The organism is Actinospica durhamensis, from assembly GCF_018139695.1.
Taxonomy (GTDB): Bacteria; Actinomycetota; Actinomycetes; order Streptomycetales; family Catenulisporaceae; genus Actinospica; species Actinospica durhamensis.
Genome location: NZ_JAGSOG010000219.1, coordinates 1 through 15,122 on the forward strand (window position 1 = coordinate 1; position 15,122 = coordinate 15,122).

The following is a 15,122-nucleotide window of genomic DNA, read 5'->3' on the forward strand; positions in this document are numbered from 1 at the left end:
GCCGCGGGGGCCCCGGGGGTGGGGCTGGTGGCCGCGGCGGGCTTGTCCCCGGAGCCGTGGCCCTGGTTGACGATCGCGATCACGGCGAGCAGGGCGAGCACGAAGCCGACGGCGATGAAGGGCACGCGCCGGCGCGGGCGGCGCGGGGTGGCCTCGGCGTACGGGTCCGAGGGCAGCTTGATGCGGGTGCGCACGGCGGGGCCGCCGGGGCCGGGCGAGTCCGTCTCGGACCGCCGTCCCGGTGTCCTCGGCTCGCCTTGCACCTGTGAACCCCGATCGATGCGGCGCGGTCGGCTCACCGGGGGCCGCCGCGCGGAAGGAATATGTGCCGCGTGGGTGGAGAGACCAGTGTCACTCCGGCAGACGGCGGTCTACCCGTCGTACACGCCAGCGAATCAGGCCCCACAATGATCAGATCGCCATACCGTAGACGATGGTGAAAAGCGTACTGAGGCTGCCGATGATGAACACGCCGGTGAGACCGGCAATGATCAGGCCCTTTCCCTGCTCGGCGCTGAAGGAGTCGCGCAGCGCGGTGGCGCCGATGCGCTGTTTGGCCGCCCCCCAGATGGCGATGCCCAGACAGATCAGGATCGCGGCGGCCATGATCACCTCGATCAGGACCTTGGCCTGCTGACCGACCGAACCGAACGGCCCCCAGTTGGGCGCGATGCCGTTGATGATGTTGCTGATGTCGCCGCTGCCCGCGGCCAGGACCGTCGTGACCATCAACTGGCCCCCAATCTGCTTCGCCGAACCTTGACGTCCTCCCTCGGCCCCTCGGCCGAAGGCCCCACAGCCACAGCTGCGCCGCCCGGCCGCTCCGTGGCGTGATTTTCGCAGTGCAGACGGCAGCTGACGCCACGTCATCCTGCCCTTATCATAGGGCGCACAGCCACTCGGGCGCTGTGCCCGCGCCGACTTGTTTTCCCGGCCGGAGCCCCGCCCAACCACGAGGCAGGCAGGAGGGGAGCGGATGCTGCGCCCGGCGCCGCCGCGAGCCCTGCGGCTGTCGAACAAGTGGATCTGGCTGGCGGTCGGAGCGCTGCTGACCCCGTTCCTGATCGTCGCCGCGGTCACGGCCGTGGCCCTGGGCATGAACAGCTCGGTCACCGCGCAGGTCCAGGCCTCACTCCAGCCCGGCACGGTCCCGGCCGCGGACGCCTCGCTGATCGAGCAGGCGGCCACCACCTGCTCGGTGCTCAGCGCCCCGCTGCTGGCCGCGCAGTTCTACCAGGAGTCCGGCTTCAACCCGAACGCGGTCTCGGACACCGGCGCGATGGGGATCGCCCAGTTCGAGCCGGGCACCTGGTCCACCTGGGCCTCGCCGAGCGACGGGGACGGCAAGGAGAACCCGTACAACCCGGCCGACGAGATCCCGGCCGCCGCCCGCTACGACTGCGCCCTGGCCAGGCAGCTGGCGAAGGTGCCGGGCGATCCGGTCTCGAACATGCTCGCGGGCTACAACGCCGGTCCCGGCGCGGTGATCTCGGCGGACGGGATCCCGCACATCGAGCAGACCGAGAACTACGTCAAGAACATCAAGGCGCTCGAGCAGGCCTTCGCCGCGCCGACCGGCACCGTCGCGGTGAGCGCGGTGGCGGTGCAGGCCATCAAGTTCGCCTACGACCGTCTCGGCACCCCGTACCTCTACGGCGGCACCGGCACCGCGGCCGAGAACGGCGAGTTCGACTGCTCGGGGCTGACCCAGGCCGCGTACGCCAGCGCCGGGGTGACCCTGCCGCGGGTGGCGGCCGAGCAGTGGTACGCCGGCGTGCACGTGCCCAGGGACCAGCTCCAGCCGGGCGACCTGGTCTTCTTCGCCACCAACGTCAACGATCCGAGCACCATCGAGCACGTCGGCATCTACGTCGGCGGCGGCGCGATGATCGACTCGCCGCACACCGGCTCGGTGATCAGGTTCGACGCGATCGACGGGTTCAACCCCACGTACATCGGCGCGGTCCGGCCCTACTCGACCGTGCCGCAGTGGCCGGTCGCCACCGCCGTGGCCTCGGCCTCGCCCTTGAGCGGCACCTGATCTTCCGTCAGGCGGCCTGCGGGGCGGGCCGATCGGCGCGGCGTCTCAGTGCTCGGCCGCGGCCAGACCCTGCGACACCGGGGTCTTGGCGCGCCAGCCGGTGGCGTTGTGGAAGGCGTCCGAGGAGATCCGCTGGGACCGGGTGAACGGCTCGACCCTGCGCCCGAGCAGCTTCGTGGCGAGCGGCGAGAAGAACCGGGCGCTGCCCGGGACGCCGGCCGCGGCGGCCATCTCGACGGCCCACTCGGCGCGGGTGAGCGGCGGCCCGGAGACGTTGTAGACCCCGGACGGCGCGGCCAGCGCGGCCACCACGGCGGCGCCCGCGTCCGGCACCGCGATCGGCGAGAGGTAGCCCTCCGGCGGCCCGATCAGCACCGGCTTGCCCCGGCGCACCCGCTCGAGCCCCTCCCGGGTGACCGGGTCGTCCCCGTAGAGCAGGCCGAAGCGCAGCGCCACGGCGAAGCGGTAGGCGTCGGCGAAGCCCATGGCGTTGTCGGTGGCGGTGAGCGAGGAGGCGGTGAGCGCGGTGGCCCGCACCGGCTGGGCCTCGGTGATCCACTCCGGCCCGTTGTCCTCGTAGACGAAGGAGATCGCCTCCTGGATCAGCCGCAGCACCCCCTCGGCGGCCGCGGCCTCCGCCAGGTTGCGGCTGGCCACCTCGCGCAGCCGGTCGTTCTCCCGCCACGCGCCGGCCCGCAGCCCCTTGGCCGGCGGCGGGATCCGGGTGGCCAGGTTGACCACGACGTCGTGCCCGGCCACGGCGTGGCGCAGCGAGGCCGGGTCGAACAGGTCGGCCTCCACCGCACTCGCCCCGGCCGCCGCGAGGGCGTCACGCTTCGCCCCGCTCCGGGCGATCCCGGTGACCTTGTGGCCGCCCGCGATCAGCGCTCCCACAGCCGAGGTACCGAGCACACCGGTGGCTCCGGCGACGAAGACCCGCATCCTGTCCTCACTCCTTCCAGCGAACGCCCGCGCCGAGCGCCCCGCCGGGAACCGTACCCGCGTAACCCTCACCCATTCGGCTCGTTGGGGTCACAGGGCGCGACCGGCGAAGGCCATTGTGCCGGGTTCGCGGCCCCGTTGCTCCCGGTTTCGGTGGAATCCTTCGGCCGGCCGGGCGCGGATCATGGCCGAACTCGTGAGGTACGGCACCGTATGGGTGCCAATGGAGGTGTCAGGGTGAAGCGGGGAGTGCTGGGCATGCGGACGCGCTCGCGAACGATCGCACGCGCCGGGTGCGCCACCCTTGCCGCCGGGCTCGCGCTGGCCGCCGGCGGCTGCGCGAGCCCCGGCAACGCGGTGACCGTCGCGGCCGATCCGGTGGCCGCGGTCCGGCAGGCGGGCTCCGCCTCCGCGCACCTCGGCACGGCCGCCATCGCCACCGACGTGACCATGACCGCCGACGGCAAGAGCGAGCAGTTCTCCGGCACCGGCGGCTACGACTTCACCAAGCAGGTCGGCTCGATCACCCTGACCGTGCCGCCCGAGGTCAGCTCGCACGGCACGCTGGACGAGATCGTCACCCCCACCACGCTCTACATGCGCCCGGACGGGAGCACCGGCAAGTGGGTGGCGGTGGACTCGGCCAAGCTCGCCGACGGCGACCTGATCAGCGCCGGCTACACCAGCCCGGCGCTGGCCTTCGCGATGCTCGAGGGCGCGGGCGCGGCCGGGGGCAGCGTCAGCTACGTCGGCCAGGACAAGGTCTACAACGTCCCGGTCGCGCACTACACCGGCACGCTCAACCTGGCCGCGGCCGCGGCGGCGGCCTCCGCTCCGCTCAACACCGCCCTGGCCGCCGCGAGCCGCTCGTTCACCAAGCAGGCGGTGCCCTTCGACGTCTACCTCGACGGCCAGGGCCGGGTGCTGCGCTTCGTCGCCCACTTCGAGTTCCCCGCGCCCTCGCCGCAGAAGGGCGAGGTCACCATCGTCTCGAGCACGGACCTCTACGACATCGGCAAGCCGGTGGCGGTCACCGCCCCGGCCACGCCGGACGTGCTGGCGGGCAACTGACACGGGGTCGGTCATCCCCTGACGGACCGACGGGTCAGGGCGCGGGCCTTCGGATGGCCCAACCGGGCCATAGCGGCTCGCATAAGGTGCGCCTAACCTGGAGCAGTGGGCAGGCGGGTGTTCGGCCGAGGGGTTCGAGGCGCGAGGAGGTGGTCCGGGTGCGTTCCGACACGGCGGCGACGGGCGCGGATCGCGCACCCCGTGGCGCGCGCCAGGTACCCACACCCTCCGGGCCGCGCTATCGCGCGGTCCACGACCGGGTGGCGCTGGACGAGATCGGCCTGTTCGCCGAACTGATCATCGCCGCCGAACGCAGCGACGAGCCGCTCTCCCGCGAGGACATCGATCGCATTCTCGGCTTGACGGTCCAAGCTTGACGCAAACCCCCCGGCGAGCACTGCCGCCGGAGCGGCCCGGCGAGACCTGCCCGGCCCGCGTGGCCCGAGCGCATCTGCGCTGATCAGGGCCGGGGCCCTAACGGGTCTCTGAACGCGCGCGTGCCCCGGGGCAACTACCATCCTTGTGGTCATGGAACACTGGACTTCCGCGGCCGTGATCAACTCGAGTGGCTACTCGAGCGTGCCCGGCCGTCGTCCGCACCACACCACAGCCCGGAGAGCCCTGTGCGCCTGCGTCTGACTCCGAAGGAGACGAGCTTCTACGACCTGTTCGCCAAAGCGGCGGACAACCTGGTGGTGGGGGCCGGCCTGCTGACCGAACTGCTCGGCGCCGACAAGGCGTCCCGGGTCGCGATCGCCGAGCGGATGCGCGACGCCGAACACGCCTCCGACGAGATCACCCACACCATCTACCGGCAGCTCAACACCAGCTTCATCACCCCGTTCGACCGCGAGGACATCTACATGCTCGCGAGTCTGCTCGACGACGTGATGGACGCCATGGACGCGGCCGCCGACCTGGTCTCGCTCTACCAGATCGACACGTTGCCCGCGGGCGTGTCGGACCAGGTGGACGTGCTGGTGCGGGCGGCGGACCTGACCTCGGAGTCGATGCCGCGGCTGCGCACCATGAAGGACCTGCAGGACTACTGGATCGAGATCAACCGCCTGGAGAACCAGGCCGACCAGGTCTACCGGAAGCTGTTGGCCCACCTTTTCTCCGGCGAGTACGACGCGATCACCGTGCTCAAGCTCAAGGAGGTGGTGGAGACCCTCGAGCAGGCCGCCGACGGCTTCGAGCACGTGGCCAACACGATCGAGACCATCGCGGTCAAGGAGTCCTGAGCTCCCGTGCAGACTTTCGGCCTCATCCTGGTCGTGCTGGTCGCCCTGGGCTTCGCCTACACCAACGGCTTCCACGACTCGGCCAACGCGATCGCCACCTCGGTCTCCACCCGGGCGCTCACCCCCCGGGTGGCCCTGCTCATGGCCGCGGTGATGAACCTGTTCGGCGCCTGGCTCGGCCTGCAGCTCGGCGGCGGCGTCGCCAAGGCCGTCACCAGCGGCATCATCAGCGCCCCGCCGCACGGCGAGCACGGCCTGGTGATCGTCTTCTCCCTGCTGGCCGGCGCCATCACCTGGAACCTGGTCACCTGGTACTTCGGCCTGCCCTCCTCCAGCACGCACGCCCTGATCGGCGGCATGGTCGGGGCCGGCCTTGCCTCCGGCCTGACCGTGAACTGGACCGGGGTGTGGCAGAAGGTCGTGCTGCCGATGCTGCTGTCCCCGGTGGTCGGCTTCATCCTGGCCTTCGCCCTGATGGTCGGGATCCTGTGGGCCTTCCGCAACGCGCATCCGGGCAAGGTCACCCGCGGCTTCCGGATGGCGCAGACGGTCTCGGCCGCGGGCATGGCCCTCGGCCACGGCATCCAGGACGCGCAGAAGTCCATGGGTGTGGTCATGCTGGCCCTGATCGCCGGCGGCCACGCCACCAGCAACTCGGGAGTGCCGGCCTGGGTGCTGTGGTCCGCGGGCCTTTCCATCTCGGCGGGAACCGCGGCCGGCGGCTGGCGGGTCATGCGCACCCTCGGCCGCAAGATCATCGAGCTCGACCCGCCACGCGGCTTCGCGGCCGAGACGGTCGCCTCGCTGGTGCTCTACTTCACCGCGTTCGTCTACCCGGCCCCGGTCTCCACCACCCACATCATCACCGGCTCGATCATGGGTGTGGGCGCGACCAAGCGGAAGACCGCGGTGCGCTGGGGCGTGGCGCGCACCATCATCGCCGCCTGGGTCATCACGCTGCCGGCCGCGGCCGTGTGCGCCGCGCTGTTCTACTGGCCGGTGAACGCGATCTTCTAGCAGCGGCGTACGGCGAGAAGCACTTCGGCCTCCGACAGTCACGACTGTCGGAGGCCGAAGTGCTTGTGGCGTAAGGGCTCAGCCGAAGCGGCCGGTGATGTAGTCCTCGGTGGCGCGCTGCGACGGGTTCGCGAAGATGCGCGGCGTCTCGTCGATCTCGATCAGCTTGCCCGGCTCACCGGTGCCCGCGATGTTGAAGAACGCGGTGCGGTCCGACACACGCGCGGCCTGCTGCATGTTGTGCGTCACGATGACGATCGTGTACTCGCTCTTGAGCTGCGCGATCAGGTCCTCGATGGCGAGGGTGGAGATCGGGTCGAGCGCCGAGCAGGGCTCGTCCATCAGCAGCACCTCCGGGGAGACGGCGATGGCGCGGGCGATGCACAGCCGCTGCTGCTGGCCGCCGGACAGGCCCATACCCGGCTTGTTCAGCCGGTCCTTGACCTCGTTCCACAGGTTCGCGCCGCGCAGCGAGTGCTCCACCACGCCGTCCAGGTCCGACTTGCCGCGCACGCCGTTCAGGCGCAGGCCGGCCGCCACGTTCTCGTAGATGGACATGGTCGGGAACGGGTTGGGCCGCTGGAAGACCATGCCGACGGTGCGCCGCACCGCCACCGGGTCGATGCCCGGGCCGTACAGGTCCACGTCGTCGAGCAGGACCTTGCCCTCGACCCGGGTGCCGGGTATGACCTCGTGCATCCGGTTCAGAGTGCGAAGCACAGTGGACTTGCCGCAGCCGGACGGGCCGATGAAGGCGGTCACCGTACGCGGCTCCACGGTCAGGCTGATGTCCTCGATCGCCCGCACCGAGCCGTAGTACGCCGACAGTCCGGAGACGTCGATTCGCTTGGCCATGGTTCTCAATCTTCTTTCTCGGTGAATCTTCCGGACGTCAGCGGGAGGCCGCGGGGGCCTTCCACCAGGCGATCAGGCGCGCGATCAGGTTCAGCAGCATGATCAGGATGATCAGGGTCAGGGCCGCGGCCCAGCCCCGGTCGACCGCGGTCTGCAGGCTGTTCTGGGACTCGTTGAAGACGAACAGCGGCAGCGAGCCCTGCGGCTCGGAGAACGGGTTGCCGTTGATCGACTGCGTGACACCGACCAGCAGCAGCACCGGCGCGGTCTCACCCATGATGCGGGCGATACCCAGCATCATGCCGGTCACGATTCCGGGCAACGCCGTGGGCAGTACCACCTTGGTGATGGTGCGCCACTTCGGCACGCCGAGCGCGTACGAGGCCTCGCGCAGCGCCGGGGAGACCAGCTTGAGCATCTCCTCGGTGGAGCGGACGGCCACCGGCAGCATCAGGATGGTCAGGGCGAGCGAGGCGGCGAAGCCGGAGGCCTGGAAGCCCGCGCCGAGGATCCACACCGACAGGATGAACAGGCCGGCCACGATCGAGGGCAGGCCCATCATGACGTCCACGAAGAAGGTCACGGCCTGCGAGAGCCGGCCCCGGCCGTACTCGACCAGGTAGATGCCGACCATCAGCGACAGCGGGATCGTGATCAGTGCCGCGATGCCGACCTGCTCGAGCGTGCCGAGGATCGCGTGGTAGGCGCCGCCGAAGCTGTCCGACTCGGCGACGTTGCGCATCGAGTGGAACAGGAAGTAGGTGTCGAAGTCCTTCGCACCCTTGACGATCACGGTCCACAGGATGGAGATCAGCGGGATGATCGCGATCACGAAGGCCGCGCCGGCGATGATGTAGGCCGACTTGTCCTTGAGCTTGCGGGTGGGGCTGGTGTGCGTCAGGGACATCAGGAACCGGCCTTTCCGGCGCGTCGGACCACCACGCGGGCGGCGTAGTTCACGATCAGCGTCATCAGGAACAGCACCAGACCGGAGGCGATCAGCGCCTGGCGGCCGGTGGTGAAGGCATCGCCGAACTGGACCGCGATGTTCGCCGCGATCGTGTTGCCACCGGGCTGCAGGATCCGGGTGACCAGGCCGGGCACCTGGGTCAGCACCATCGCCACCGCGATGGTCTCACCGAGGGCGCGGCCGAAGCCGAGGATGATCGCGCTGGTCACGCCGGAGCGGCCGTAGGGCAGCACGGCCAGCCGGATCATCTCCCAGCGCGTCGCGCCGAGGGCGTAGGCCGCCTCGATCTGCTCGCGCGGGGTCTGCTTGTAGATCTCGCGGGCGATGGCCGCGATGATCGGCAGGATCATGATCGCCAGCACGACGCCGGCGGTGAACATCGAGCTGCCGTAGGTCCCGTCCGTCTTGAACAGCGGGATCCAGCCGAGCACGTCCTCGATGATTTTCGAGACCCCGGACATGTGCTGGTCGAGCACCAGCAGGCCCCACAGGCCGTAGACCACGCTGGGCACCGCGGCGAGCAGGTCGACGATGTAGCCGAAGACCGAGCCGATCTTCCGGGGGAGGTACTGGGTGATGAACAGGGCCACCCCGATCGCCACCGGCGCCCCGAGGAGCACGCCGATCACCGAGGTGACCAGCGTGCCCCACGCGATGGCGGCGATACCGAACTCGGGCTGCCCGTTCGGCGTGCTGTTGCCGTCGGGGTCCCAGGTGAAGGAGGTGACGAAGTTGACCTGGTCTTTGCCGATGGCCTCCGCCGCCTGATAGATCAGGAACGCGGCGATGGCGGCCATCAGGATCAGGATGAACACGGCGGCGCCACGTGCGCTGCCACCGAACAGCCGGTCGCCGAGACCCGCCTTGGCGGTCAGTCCGGACCTGGGGTCGCGGACCTCGACCTCGTCGGCGTCGGCCACGGGGCTGAGCCGTTCGTTGCTCATGGGCTTATCCACCTCCTACCTGGGACGGCGACTACGACAGGCTGGCGATCGCGGTCGCGTCGGCCGCAGCGATGCTCGAGGGCAGCGGCACGTAGCCGAGGCTGGTCAGCTCACCCTGCGCGGCGCTCGAGGTGATGTAGTTGAGGAAGCCCTTGATCAGCGGCAGCTGGGTCGCGTCGTTGCCGGTGCCACAGGCGATCTCGTAGGTCACCAGGGTCGCCGGGTAGGCGTCCGAGGCGGCGTAGGTGTAGTCGAAGGCCAGCTTGGTGTCCGAGCCGTTCTGCGTCACCTTCGCCTTGGCGATGAAGTTGGCGGCGTTGGCCTGGGTCAGCTGCACGAAGGCGCCGCTGGCGTTGGAGACCTCGGCGTAGCTCAGGCTGTCCTGGGTCGCGTAGGAGTACTCGGCGTAACCGATGGCGCCGGAGGTCGACTTGACCTTGGCGGCCACGGCCGAGGAGCCCTTGACGCCCTGGGCGACCTTCGACGGGAACTGCTTGTTGGCGGCCGAGAAGCCACCGAGCGCGTTCAGGTAGGCCGAGAAGTTGTACGAGGTGCCCGAGGTGTCCGAGCGCATGAACGGCTGGATCTTGAGCGCCGGCAGGGTGGCGGACGGGTTGTCGGCCTTGATCTGCGCGTCGTTCCAGGTGGTGATGGTGCCGTTGTAGATGCCGGCCAGAACCTTGGCGGACAGGTTCAGGCTGGTGACACCCGGAACGTTGAAGATCACGGCGATGGCACCCGGCACGACCGGGATGTCCACGGCGCTGCCGGTGCCGCAGCGGCCGGCCGAGGTGACCTGGCCGGCCTGGGTGGTGCTGAGCGCGTAGTCGGAGCCGGCGAAGTCGGCCGCCTTCTGGATGAAGGAGGTGACACCCGCGCCGGAGCCGTTGGCGTTGTAGTCGACGGTGACGCCGGTGCACTGGCCCTGGTAGTCCTTGGTCCACTGCGAGATCGCGTTGGCCTGCGCGGTCGAGCCGGCGGCCTTCAGCGTGCCCGAGGGGCAGGCCGCGGCGGTGGAGCTCGCCGAGCTACCGCCGGCGGAGGACGCCGGAGTGGTGGAGGCGGTGGAAGCGCCGTTGTCCGAGCCACACGCGCTGAGCGCAAGAGCCGCGGCAACCGCTATGCCGGCCACGGAGCCATAACGCTGAAACTTCACGGGGAAGTCCCTTTCGTCCTGGGACCGGCGGGGTCTGCCGCCGGAGGTCAATCTGGAAGTGCTGACCAGCAGAACGTAGGCAGACAGGGTGAATCACTGGACCTCACCAGGTGAACTGGAGGTGAACGGCCCCGGGACATTCACGCCAGATAGATTAAGAATCGGTCACGGAAGCCCTGGCCAGGGGCGTCATGGCGGTGCGCGGGCACCCGCGGGACAGGCCACGAAGATGAACGACCCGGCCACCCGGCCGCACACCGCTCACCCGCCGACACCGCGACGGTAACTTTGCCGCTACGCGATGTCCTTTTTATGAGGTTTTTGCCATTGCCTTACCTAATGGCGCGTCGGCAGGCGCCGGCGGGGCCGGCCGTGGTGCCCGGGGGCCGGGCCGGGGGCCTTCGGCCGACGCGGCGACCGGCGCGTTCGACGGCCGGCCGCTCAGCGCCCCTGCTCAGTGCCCGTGGCCGGGCCCGAGCACGAACTCGCACCAGACCGACTTGCCCTCCGGCAGCTGCCGCGAACCCCAGGACGCGGCGAGCGAGGCGACGATGCCGATACCGCGTCCGTCCTCGTCCGTCTCCTCGGCCAGCCGGCGCCGCGGCAGGTGGTCGTCCCCGTCGCTCACGTCCACGATGAGCCGGCGGTCGGTACGGCGCAGCCGCAGCCGGACCGGGGGGCGGCCGTGGATGGCGGCGTTGGCCACCAGCTCGCTCACCGCGAGCACCCCGGTGTCGCACAGGTCCTCGTCGAGGTGCCAGCTGCGCAGGACCCCGGAAGCGAACGCGCGGGCGTGCGCGGCGATCTCGGTCCCGCCGACCAGCTCCACCGCGGCCGAGCGGAACAGCTCGGCCCGCTCGCCGCGCCACTCCGGCATGTGCACCACCAGCAGCGCCACGTCGTCCTGGTGGTCGATCGGCAGCTGCATCCCGGTCAGCAGCGCGTCGCGGACGTGGTCCACCGGCCCGCTCCGGCGCGGCGAGACCCCGCCGACGGTCACCCCGTTGCCGGTCGAGCTGGCCTCGAGCTCGGCGAGCTCGCTCGGACCCGGCTCGTCCGGCTCCACCAGCGGCGCGTAGCCGAAGACCTCGCGCAGCCGGGCGAACTGCTCGTCGAGGTCGACCGCGCGCCGCTCGACCAGCCCGTCGGTGTAGAAGGCGAGGTAGGAGTCGGCCGGCACCGCGACCCTGGCCTCCTGCCAGGTCCACTCGCCGGTGCCCAGCGGCGGGCCCGAGGCCGCGTCGAGGTCGAACACCACGCCGTCCGGCCGGCGCAGCAGCGGAGCCGGGTGCCCGGCCGCGGCGTATGTCAGCGTATTGTCGTCTGGGTCGTAGACCGCGTAGACGCAGGAGGCGAGCGCGCCGAGGTCGCACAGCCCCGCGCGGGCCGAGCCCGAGGTGTAGGCCACGCCCTCGAGCTCCGCCGCGTGCCGGTCGAGGTGCAGCAGCAGCTCGCCGGGCGGCAGGTTGGCCGCCGCGTACGCCCGCACCGCCGCGCGCAGCTGCCCCATGATGGCCGCCGCGTGCACGCCGCGCCCCATCACGTCGCCCATCACGAACGCGGTACGCCCGGCGCCGAGCGGGATCACGTCGTACCAGTCGCCGCCCACCTGCAGTTCGCCGCTCGCGGTCCGCACCGCACCCGGCCGCAGCGTCTCGCCGAGGTCGGCCTCGCCCGCGGGCAGGTAGCAGCCGGCGATGCGCAGGTCGTCCGGCTGCGTCAGCCGCTGCGGCAACAGCGCACGCTGCAAGGCCACCGCCGCGTTGCGGTGGCGGCGCTCGGCCCCCTGGAGCCGACGCAGCTCGGCCGCCTGGTCGGTGGTGTCGACGAGGTGCAGCAACACGCCCTCGATCGGTTCCGCCGCCGAGGCGCGCACCGGCGAGCAGGTCACTCGGAGCACCGCAGGGCGCCCGGCCGGCCCGTACTCCGGCACCCGCACCTCGGGCGCGGTGAACACGGTCCCGCTCGCCTGGACCAGCGCGAGCGCGTCGAGCAGCCCGAGCCGGGCGAGCACCGGGACGGCCTCGGCCAGCGGCAGCCCGGCCAGCGCGCGGGAGGAGGCCGCGGGAGCGAACGCGCCCGACTCGCCCGGAGCGAACGAGCCGTCAGATGAGGCCCCCGCGCCCGCCGCGCTCGCGAAACCGTTGCGGAAGGCCGTGTTCGCGTAGTCGAGGACGTAGTCGGGCCCGGCCACCACGGCCACCGCGCTCGGGGCCGCGTCGAACACCGCGTGCAGCACCGCCGCGGCCCGCAGCGGCGAGGGTTCGGGCCGCGGTCCGCGCGGCCCCGGCAGGCGCCACTCGGAGGCGCGCAGGTCGAGATCGCCCTCGCGGGGCCCCTCGGCGTGCCGTGCTCCCCTGTCCCGATCCCCGTGGTAGCCGAGCTCGGCGAACCCGTCGCGGGCGGGCGTGGGCGTGTCGGACTTCCAAGACACGAGTGGTGGCGTCCTTCCCAGACTGCTGTTCTCGGGACCGCCGCACGCCGCTCGGGCCCGGCGGATTCCAGAGTTTCCAGTCTGCCGGAAGCGCCGCGGAGGCCGCCCTGAGCCGGGCGTTCGCATGTTCGAAGTCAAGACACGCACATTCGCGCCACGGCGCCCGGAGCCGCGCCGATACGGGAGCGGTCCCGGGCGTCCGGCCACCTGAACGGATGATGCCGGGTCGGCTGCCGCGGCGTCGGACGGCGCCGCGGCGGATGCTCGGCGTGGGCTGACGCGGCCTCAGCCGGCACGGCGTCAGCCGGTGCTCGCGTCAGCCGCAGCCCGGGATGGCGGCCGAGCTGCCGCTGGTGGACTGGGCCAGCTGGAGCAGCCCGCACAGGGTGGTGTCGGAGACCAGCCACTTGCCGTTCTGGTACACGGCGGTGCCGGCCATCGAGTTCTCCACCACGTGCCCGTTGAGCGAGATGGAATAGGTGACGTCCGCCTTGTCCGGGGACGGGAAGGTGACGCTCTGGACGGACGCGGTGACCTGACCGACCATCGGATTCGTGGAGAACGCCTGCACCGCGCCGGACATCGCGCTGCCGTTCTCCAGCAGCGTCTCCTTCTGCGCGATCGGCGTGGTCTTGGCGAAGAAGTCCGTCCACGCGGTGGTCACCGCCGCCGTGGACGTCGCGGTGTTCTGCGGACTCGGACTCGAGGTGGTGGACGAGCCGGACGGCGAGCTGCTGCTGCAGGCCGCGAGCCCCAGCGCCGCCGTCGCGACGACGACCGCGCAGAGGCGGGCCGAGCGTGTCGTGGTTGTCCCGTTCATGATGTGCCTCTCCCGCGTGAGACGTCTCGGGCAGACCCGCGCCGCCACACGGCCGGGGAATCTGCCCGAAACCCGTCTCGCTCCGAGCCTCGCAGCGCCGCGGTGTCTGAAATATCATTATGTCGCTGCCTGTAGCGATTGGGGAGGTTTCGCCGTGGTTGGTCCGCCGAGGCGTCTTGCCGCCGCGCTCACCGGTCTCGGCGCGGTGTTGTGCGTCCTCGGCTGGTATCAGGCCTCCGGCCAAGCGACCGTCGCGCAGCAGATTCCTTACCTCGCCTCCGCCACGATCCCCGGAGCCGCCCTGCTGGCCGCCGGAGCCGTGGCCCTGCTGCGCCCCTCCGCCCGCGCAGACGCCGCCTCCGACCGCGTGAGGGCCCCCGCCCTCACCCGGCAGCCGTCCGGCTCGCCGGGCGCCGAGGCCGCCTTCCTGCGCGTCCCCGACGGCCGCTACCTGCACACCCCGGACTGCCCCCTGATGGACGGCCGCGCCGACGCCGTCCCGCTCACCGCCGCCGAGGCTGCCGGGGGCGTGGCGGGCGTGGAACCCGGCCTGCGCTCCTGCCCCCTGTGCCACGCCGAGCCGCCCGCGCCGGCCGAGTCCCCCGCTTCGAGCACGCCACCCGCGCCGCCCGCGCCGCCCGAGCTGCCTGCATGAGCGGCGGGGCCGCCGACCTGGCGGTGGCCGGGCTCGGCACCGGCGCCGTGGCCGCGCTCTCCGGCCTCGGCGTCATCGCGACCTACCGCGTCACCGGCGTGCTGAACGTCGCCTTCGGCGCGATCGGCATGTTCGGCGCGTACCTGACCCGGGCGCTCGTGGTGGACCTGCACCTGCCCGGACTCGCCGCGGGGCTGCTCGTGGTGTGCGGCTTCGCCCCGCTGTTCGGCCTCGCGCTCGAGGCCGCCGTCTTCGGCCCGCTGCAGAGCAGGGCGGCGGACGCGGGACGACTGTTGATCGCCGGCTTCGGCGTCACGGTGCTGCTGGTCGGGATGGCCTCGGCGATCTGGACCGAGCAGGCCCGCACCGACGCCCCCGACCTGCTGCCGAACACCGCGATGCGGATCGGGGGCGTCGACGTGTCCGCGGCCGTCCCGGTCGAACTCGCGCTCGTGGTCCTGGTCGGCCTGGCACTGGCCTGGTTCTCCCGCGGCGGCCCGGCGATCCGCGCGGTGATCGACGACCGGAGGCTGGCGGAGCTCGCGGGCCTGCCCGCGCGTCGGCTGGCCCAGGTCGGCTGGGTCGCGGGCACCATGCTCGCCGCGCTCACCGGCGTGCTGCTCGCGCCGCAGCTGCGCTTCGCCCCCGAGACGCTCACGCTCGTCATCTTCGAGACCCTCGGCGTCGCCATCGCCGCGCGCCTGTCCAGCGCACCGCTCGCGATCCTGGTCGCGTTCGGCACCGCGATCGTGCAGTCCGAGCTGACCGGCGTGCACCTGTCGGGTTCGGCCGGCTCCATCCTCGACGCGGTCCGCTCGAACCTGTTCGTGGTGCTGCTGCTGATCGCGCGCTGGCACTGGGCTCGGAGGTCATGGGGCCAGGATACGGGGAGTGGGGGAACGGCCCGGTCAGCCCGAGACGCCGATGTTGCGCTCGTAGACCAGGCGCAGGCCGATCAGGGTGAGCCAGGGCT

Annotated in this window: 15 protein-coding genes and 1 pseudogene; 7 read left to right on the plus strand and 9 right to left on the minus strand. The window is 71.4% G+C overall.

The features are described 5' to 3' along the window. Positions 1–194: pseudogene (locus KDL01_RS30430) on the minus strand (hypothetical protein); the annotation flags it as partial. A gap of 217 nt (positions 195–411) precedes the next feature. Then, positions 412–729, minus strand: coding sequence for a DUF8827 family protein (locus KDL01_RS30435; protein ID WP_212532105.1), 318 nt, complete (start codon positions 727–729; stop codon positions 412–414). A gap of 247 nt (positions 730–976) precedes the next feature. On the opposite strand from KDL01_RS30435, the gene KDL01_RS30440 reads away from it, so the two are divergent. Continuing rightward, positions 977–2,041, plus strand: coding sequence for a C40 family peptidase (locus KDL01_RS30440; RefSeq protein WP_212532106.1), 1,065 nt, complete (start codon positions 977–979; stop codon positions 2,039–2,041). Positions 2,042–2,086: 45 nt separating this feature from the next. Here KDL01_RS30440 and KDL01_RS30445 read toward each other — a convergent pair whose 3' ends face one another. Further along, complete coding sequence (locus KDL01_RS30445) at positions 2,087–2,983, minus strand: NAD-dependent epimerase/dehydratase family protein (RefSeq protein ID WP_212532107.1); 897 nt, start codon at positions 2,981–2,983, stop codon at positions 2,087–2,089. A gap of 258 nt (positions 2,984–3,241) precedes the next feature. Here KDL01_RS30445 and KDL01_RS30450 point away from each other — a divergent pair, with 258 nt between their 5' ends. The 4 genes from KDL01_RS30450 to KDL01_RS30465 all read left to right on the plus strand — a co-directional run bounded on the left by KDL01_RS30450 (position 3,242) and on the right by KDL01_RS30465 (position 6,315). After that, positions 3,242–4,054: a hypothetical protein gene (locus tag KDL01_RS30450; protein WP_212532108.1), complete on the plus strand. Its 813-nt coding sequence runs from the start codon at positions 3,242–3,244 to the stop codon at positions 4,052–4,054. A gap of 158 nt (positions 4,055–4,212) precedes the next feature. Continuing rightward, the gene (locus KDL01_RS30455) at positions 4,213–4,431 is read left to right on the plus strand and encodes a hypothetical protein (RefSeq protein ID WP_212532109.1); all 219 of its coding nucleotides are present in this window, start codon (positions 4,213–4,215) and stop codon (positions 4,429–4,431) included. Positions 4,432–4,677: 246 nt separating this feature from the next. After that, positions 4,678–5,298 (plus strand): DUF47 domain-containing protein, encoded by a 621-nt coding sequence (locus tag KDL01_RS30460; protein ID WP_212532110.1) that lies wholly within the window; start codon positions 4,678–4,680, stop codon positions 5,296–5,298. 6 nt (positions 5,299–5,304) lie between these two features. Further along, complete coding sequence (locus tag KDL01_RS30465; protein ID WP_212532111.1) at positions 5,305–6,315, plus strand: inorganic phosphate transporter; 1,011 nt, start codon at positions 5,305–5,307, stop codon at positions 6,313–6,315. Positions 6,316–6,393: 78 nt separating this feature from the next. On the opposite strand, the gene pstB is transcribed toward KDL01_RS30465, so the two are convergent. The 6 genes from pstB to KDL01_RS30495 all read right to left on the minus strand — a co-directional run bounded on the left by pstB (position 6,394) and on the right by KDL01_RS30495 (position 13,494). After that, on the minus strand, positions 6,394–7,170 hold the full coding sequence (gene pstB / locus KDL01_RS30470; protein WP_212532112.1) for a phosphate ABC transporter ATP-binding protein PstB: 777 nt from the start codon (positions 7,168–7,170) through the stop codon (positions 6,394–6,396). A gap of 37 nt (positions 7,171–7,207) precedes the next feature. Continuing rightward, positions 7,208–8,077, minus strand: a complete 870-nt coding sequence (gene pstA, locus KDL01_RS30475; protein ID WP_212532113.1) for a phosphate ABC transporter permease PstA — start codon at positions 8,075–8,077, stop codon at positions 7,208–7,210. Further along, entirely contained in the window at positions 8,077–9,084 is a 1,008-nt protein-coding gene (gene pstC / locus KDL01_RS30480) for a phosphate ABC transporter permease subunit PstC (RefSeq protein WP_212532114.1), read from the minus strand. Before pstC ends, pstA begins: the two co-directional genes overlap by 1 nt. A 31-nt stretch (positions 9,085–9,115) precedes the next feature. Next, positions 9,116–10,240 (minus strand): phosphate ABC transporter substrate-binding protein PstS, encoded by a 1,125-nt coding sequence (gene pstS, locus KDL01_RS30485; RefSeq protein ID WP_307846687.1) that lies wholly within the window; start codon positions 10,238–10,240, stop codon positions 9,116–9,118. 454 nt (positions 10,241–10,694) lie between these two features. Next, positions 10,695–12,674 carry an ATP-binding SpoIIE family protein phosphatase gene (locus tag KDL01_RS30490; protein ID WP_212532115.1) on the minus strand — a complete coding sequence of 660 codons (1,980 nt, stop codon included), beginning with the start codon at positions 12,672–12,674 and terminating at the stop codon, positions 10,695–10,697. A 316-nt stretch (positions 12,675–12,990) separates the two neighbouring features. Then, positions 12,991–13,494, minus strand: coding sequence for an MTB12 C-terminal domain-containing protein (locus KDL01_RS30495; RefSeq protein WP_212532116.1), 504 nt, complete (start codon positions 13,492–13,494; stop codon positions 12,991–12,993). Positions 13,495–13,648: 154 nt separating this feature from the next. Here KDL01_RS30495 and KDL01_RS30500 point away from each other — a divergent pair, with 154 nt between their 5' ends. Next, entirely contained in the window at positions 13,649–14,149 is a 501-nt protein-coding gene (locus tag KDL01_RS30500; protein WP_212532117.1) for a hypothetical protein, read from the plus strand. Next, positions 14,146–15,122: branched-chain amino acid ABC transporter permease (locus tag KDL01_RS30505; RefSeq protein ID WP_212532118.1), on the plus strand; the 977-nt coding region annotated here is incomplete at its 3' end. The genes KDL01_RS30500 and KDL01_RS30505, both read left to right, overlap by 4 nt.

Bases quoted from the DNA above. Each gene is read 5' to 3' on its own strand.
- KDL01_RS30440 (WP_212532106.1), top strand. From the start codon at position 977: ATGCTGCGCCCGGCGCCGCCGCGAGCCCTGCGGCTGTCGAACAAGTGG.
- pstA (WP_212532113.1), bottom strand. From the start codon at position 8,077: ATGTCCCTGACGCACACCAGCCCCACCCGCAAGCTCAAGGACAAGTCG.
- pstC (WP_212532114.1), bottom strand. From the start codon at position 9,084: ATGAGCAACGAACGGCTCAGCCCCGTGGCCGACGCCGACGAGGTCGAG.
- KDL01_RS30445 (WP_212532107.1), bottom strand. From the start codon at position 2,983: ATGCGGGTCTTCGTCGCCGGAGCCACCGGTGTGCTCGGTACCTCGGCT.
- KDL01_RS30450 (WP_212532108.1), top strand. From the start codon at position 3,242: ATGCGGACGCGCTCGCGAACGATCGCACGCGCCGGGTGCGCCACCCTT.
- KDL01_RS30495 (WP_212532116.1), bottom strand. From the start codon at position 13,494: ATGAACGGGACAACCACGACACGCTCGGCCCGCCTCTGCGCGGTCGTC.
- pstB (WP_212532112.1), bottom strand. From the start codon at position 7,170: ATGGCCAAGCGAATCGACGTCTCCGGACTGTCGGCGTACTACGGCTCG.
- KDL01_RS30435 (WP_212532105.1), bottom strand. From the start codon at position 729: ATGGTCACGACGGTCCTGGCCGCGGGCAGCGGCGACATCAGCAACATC.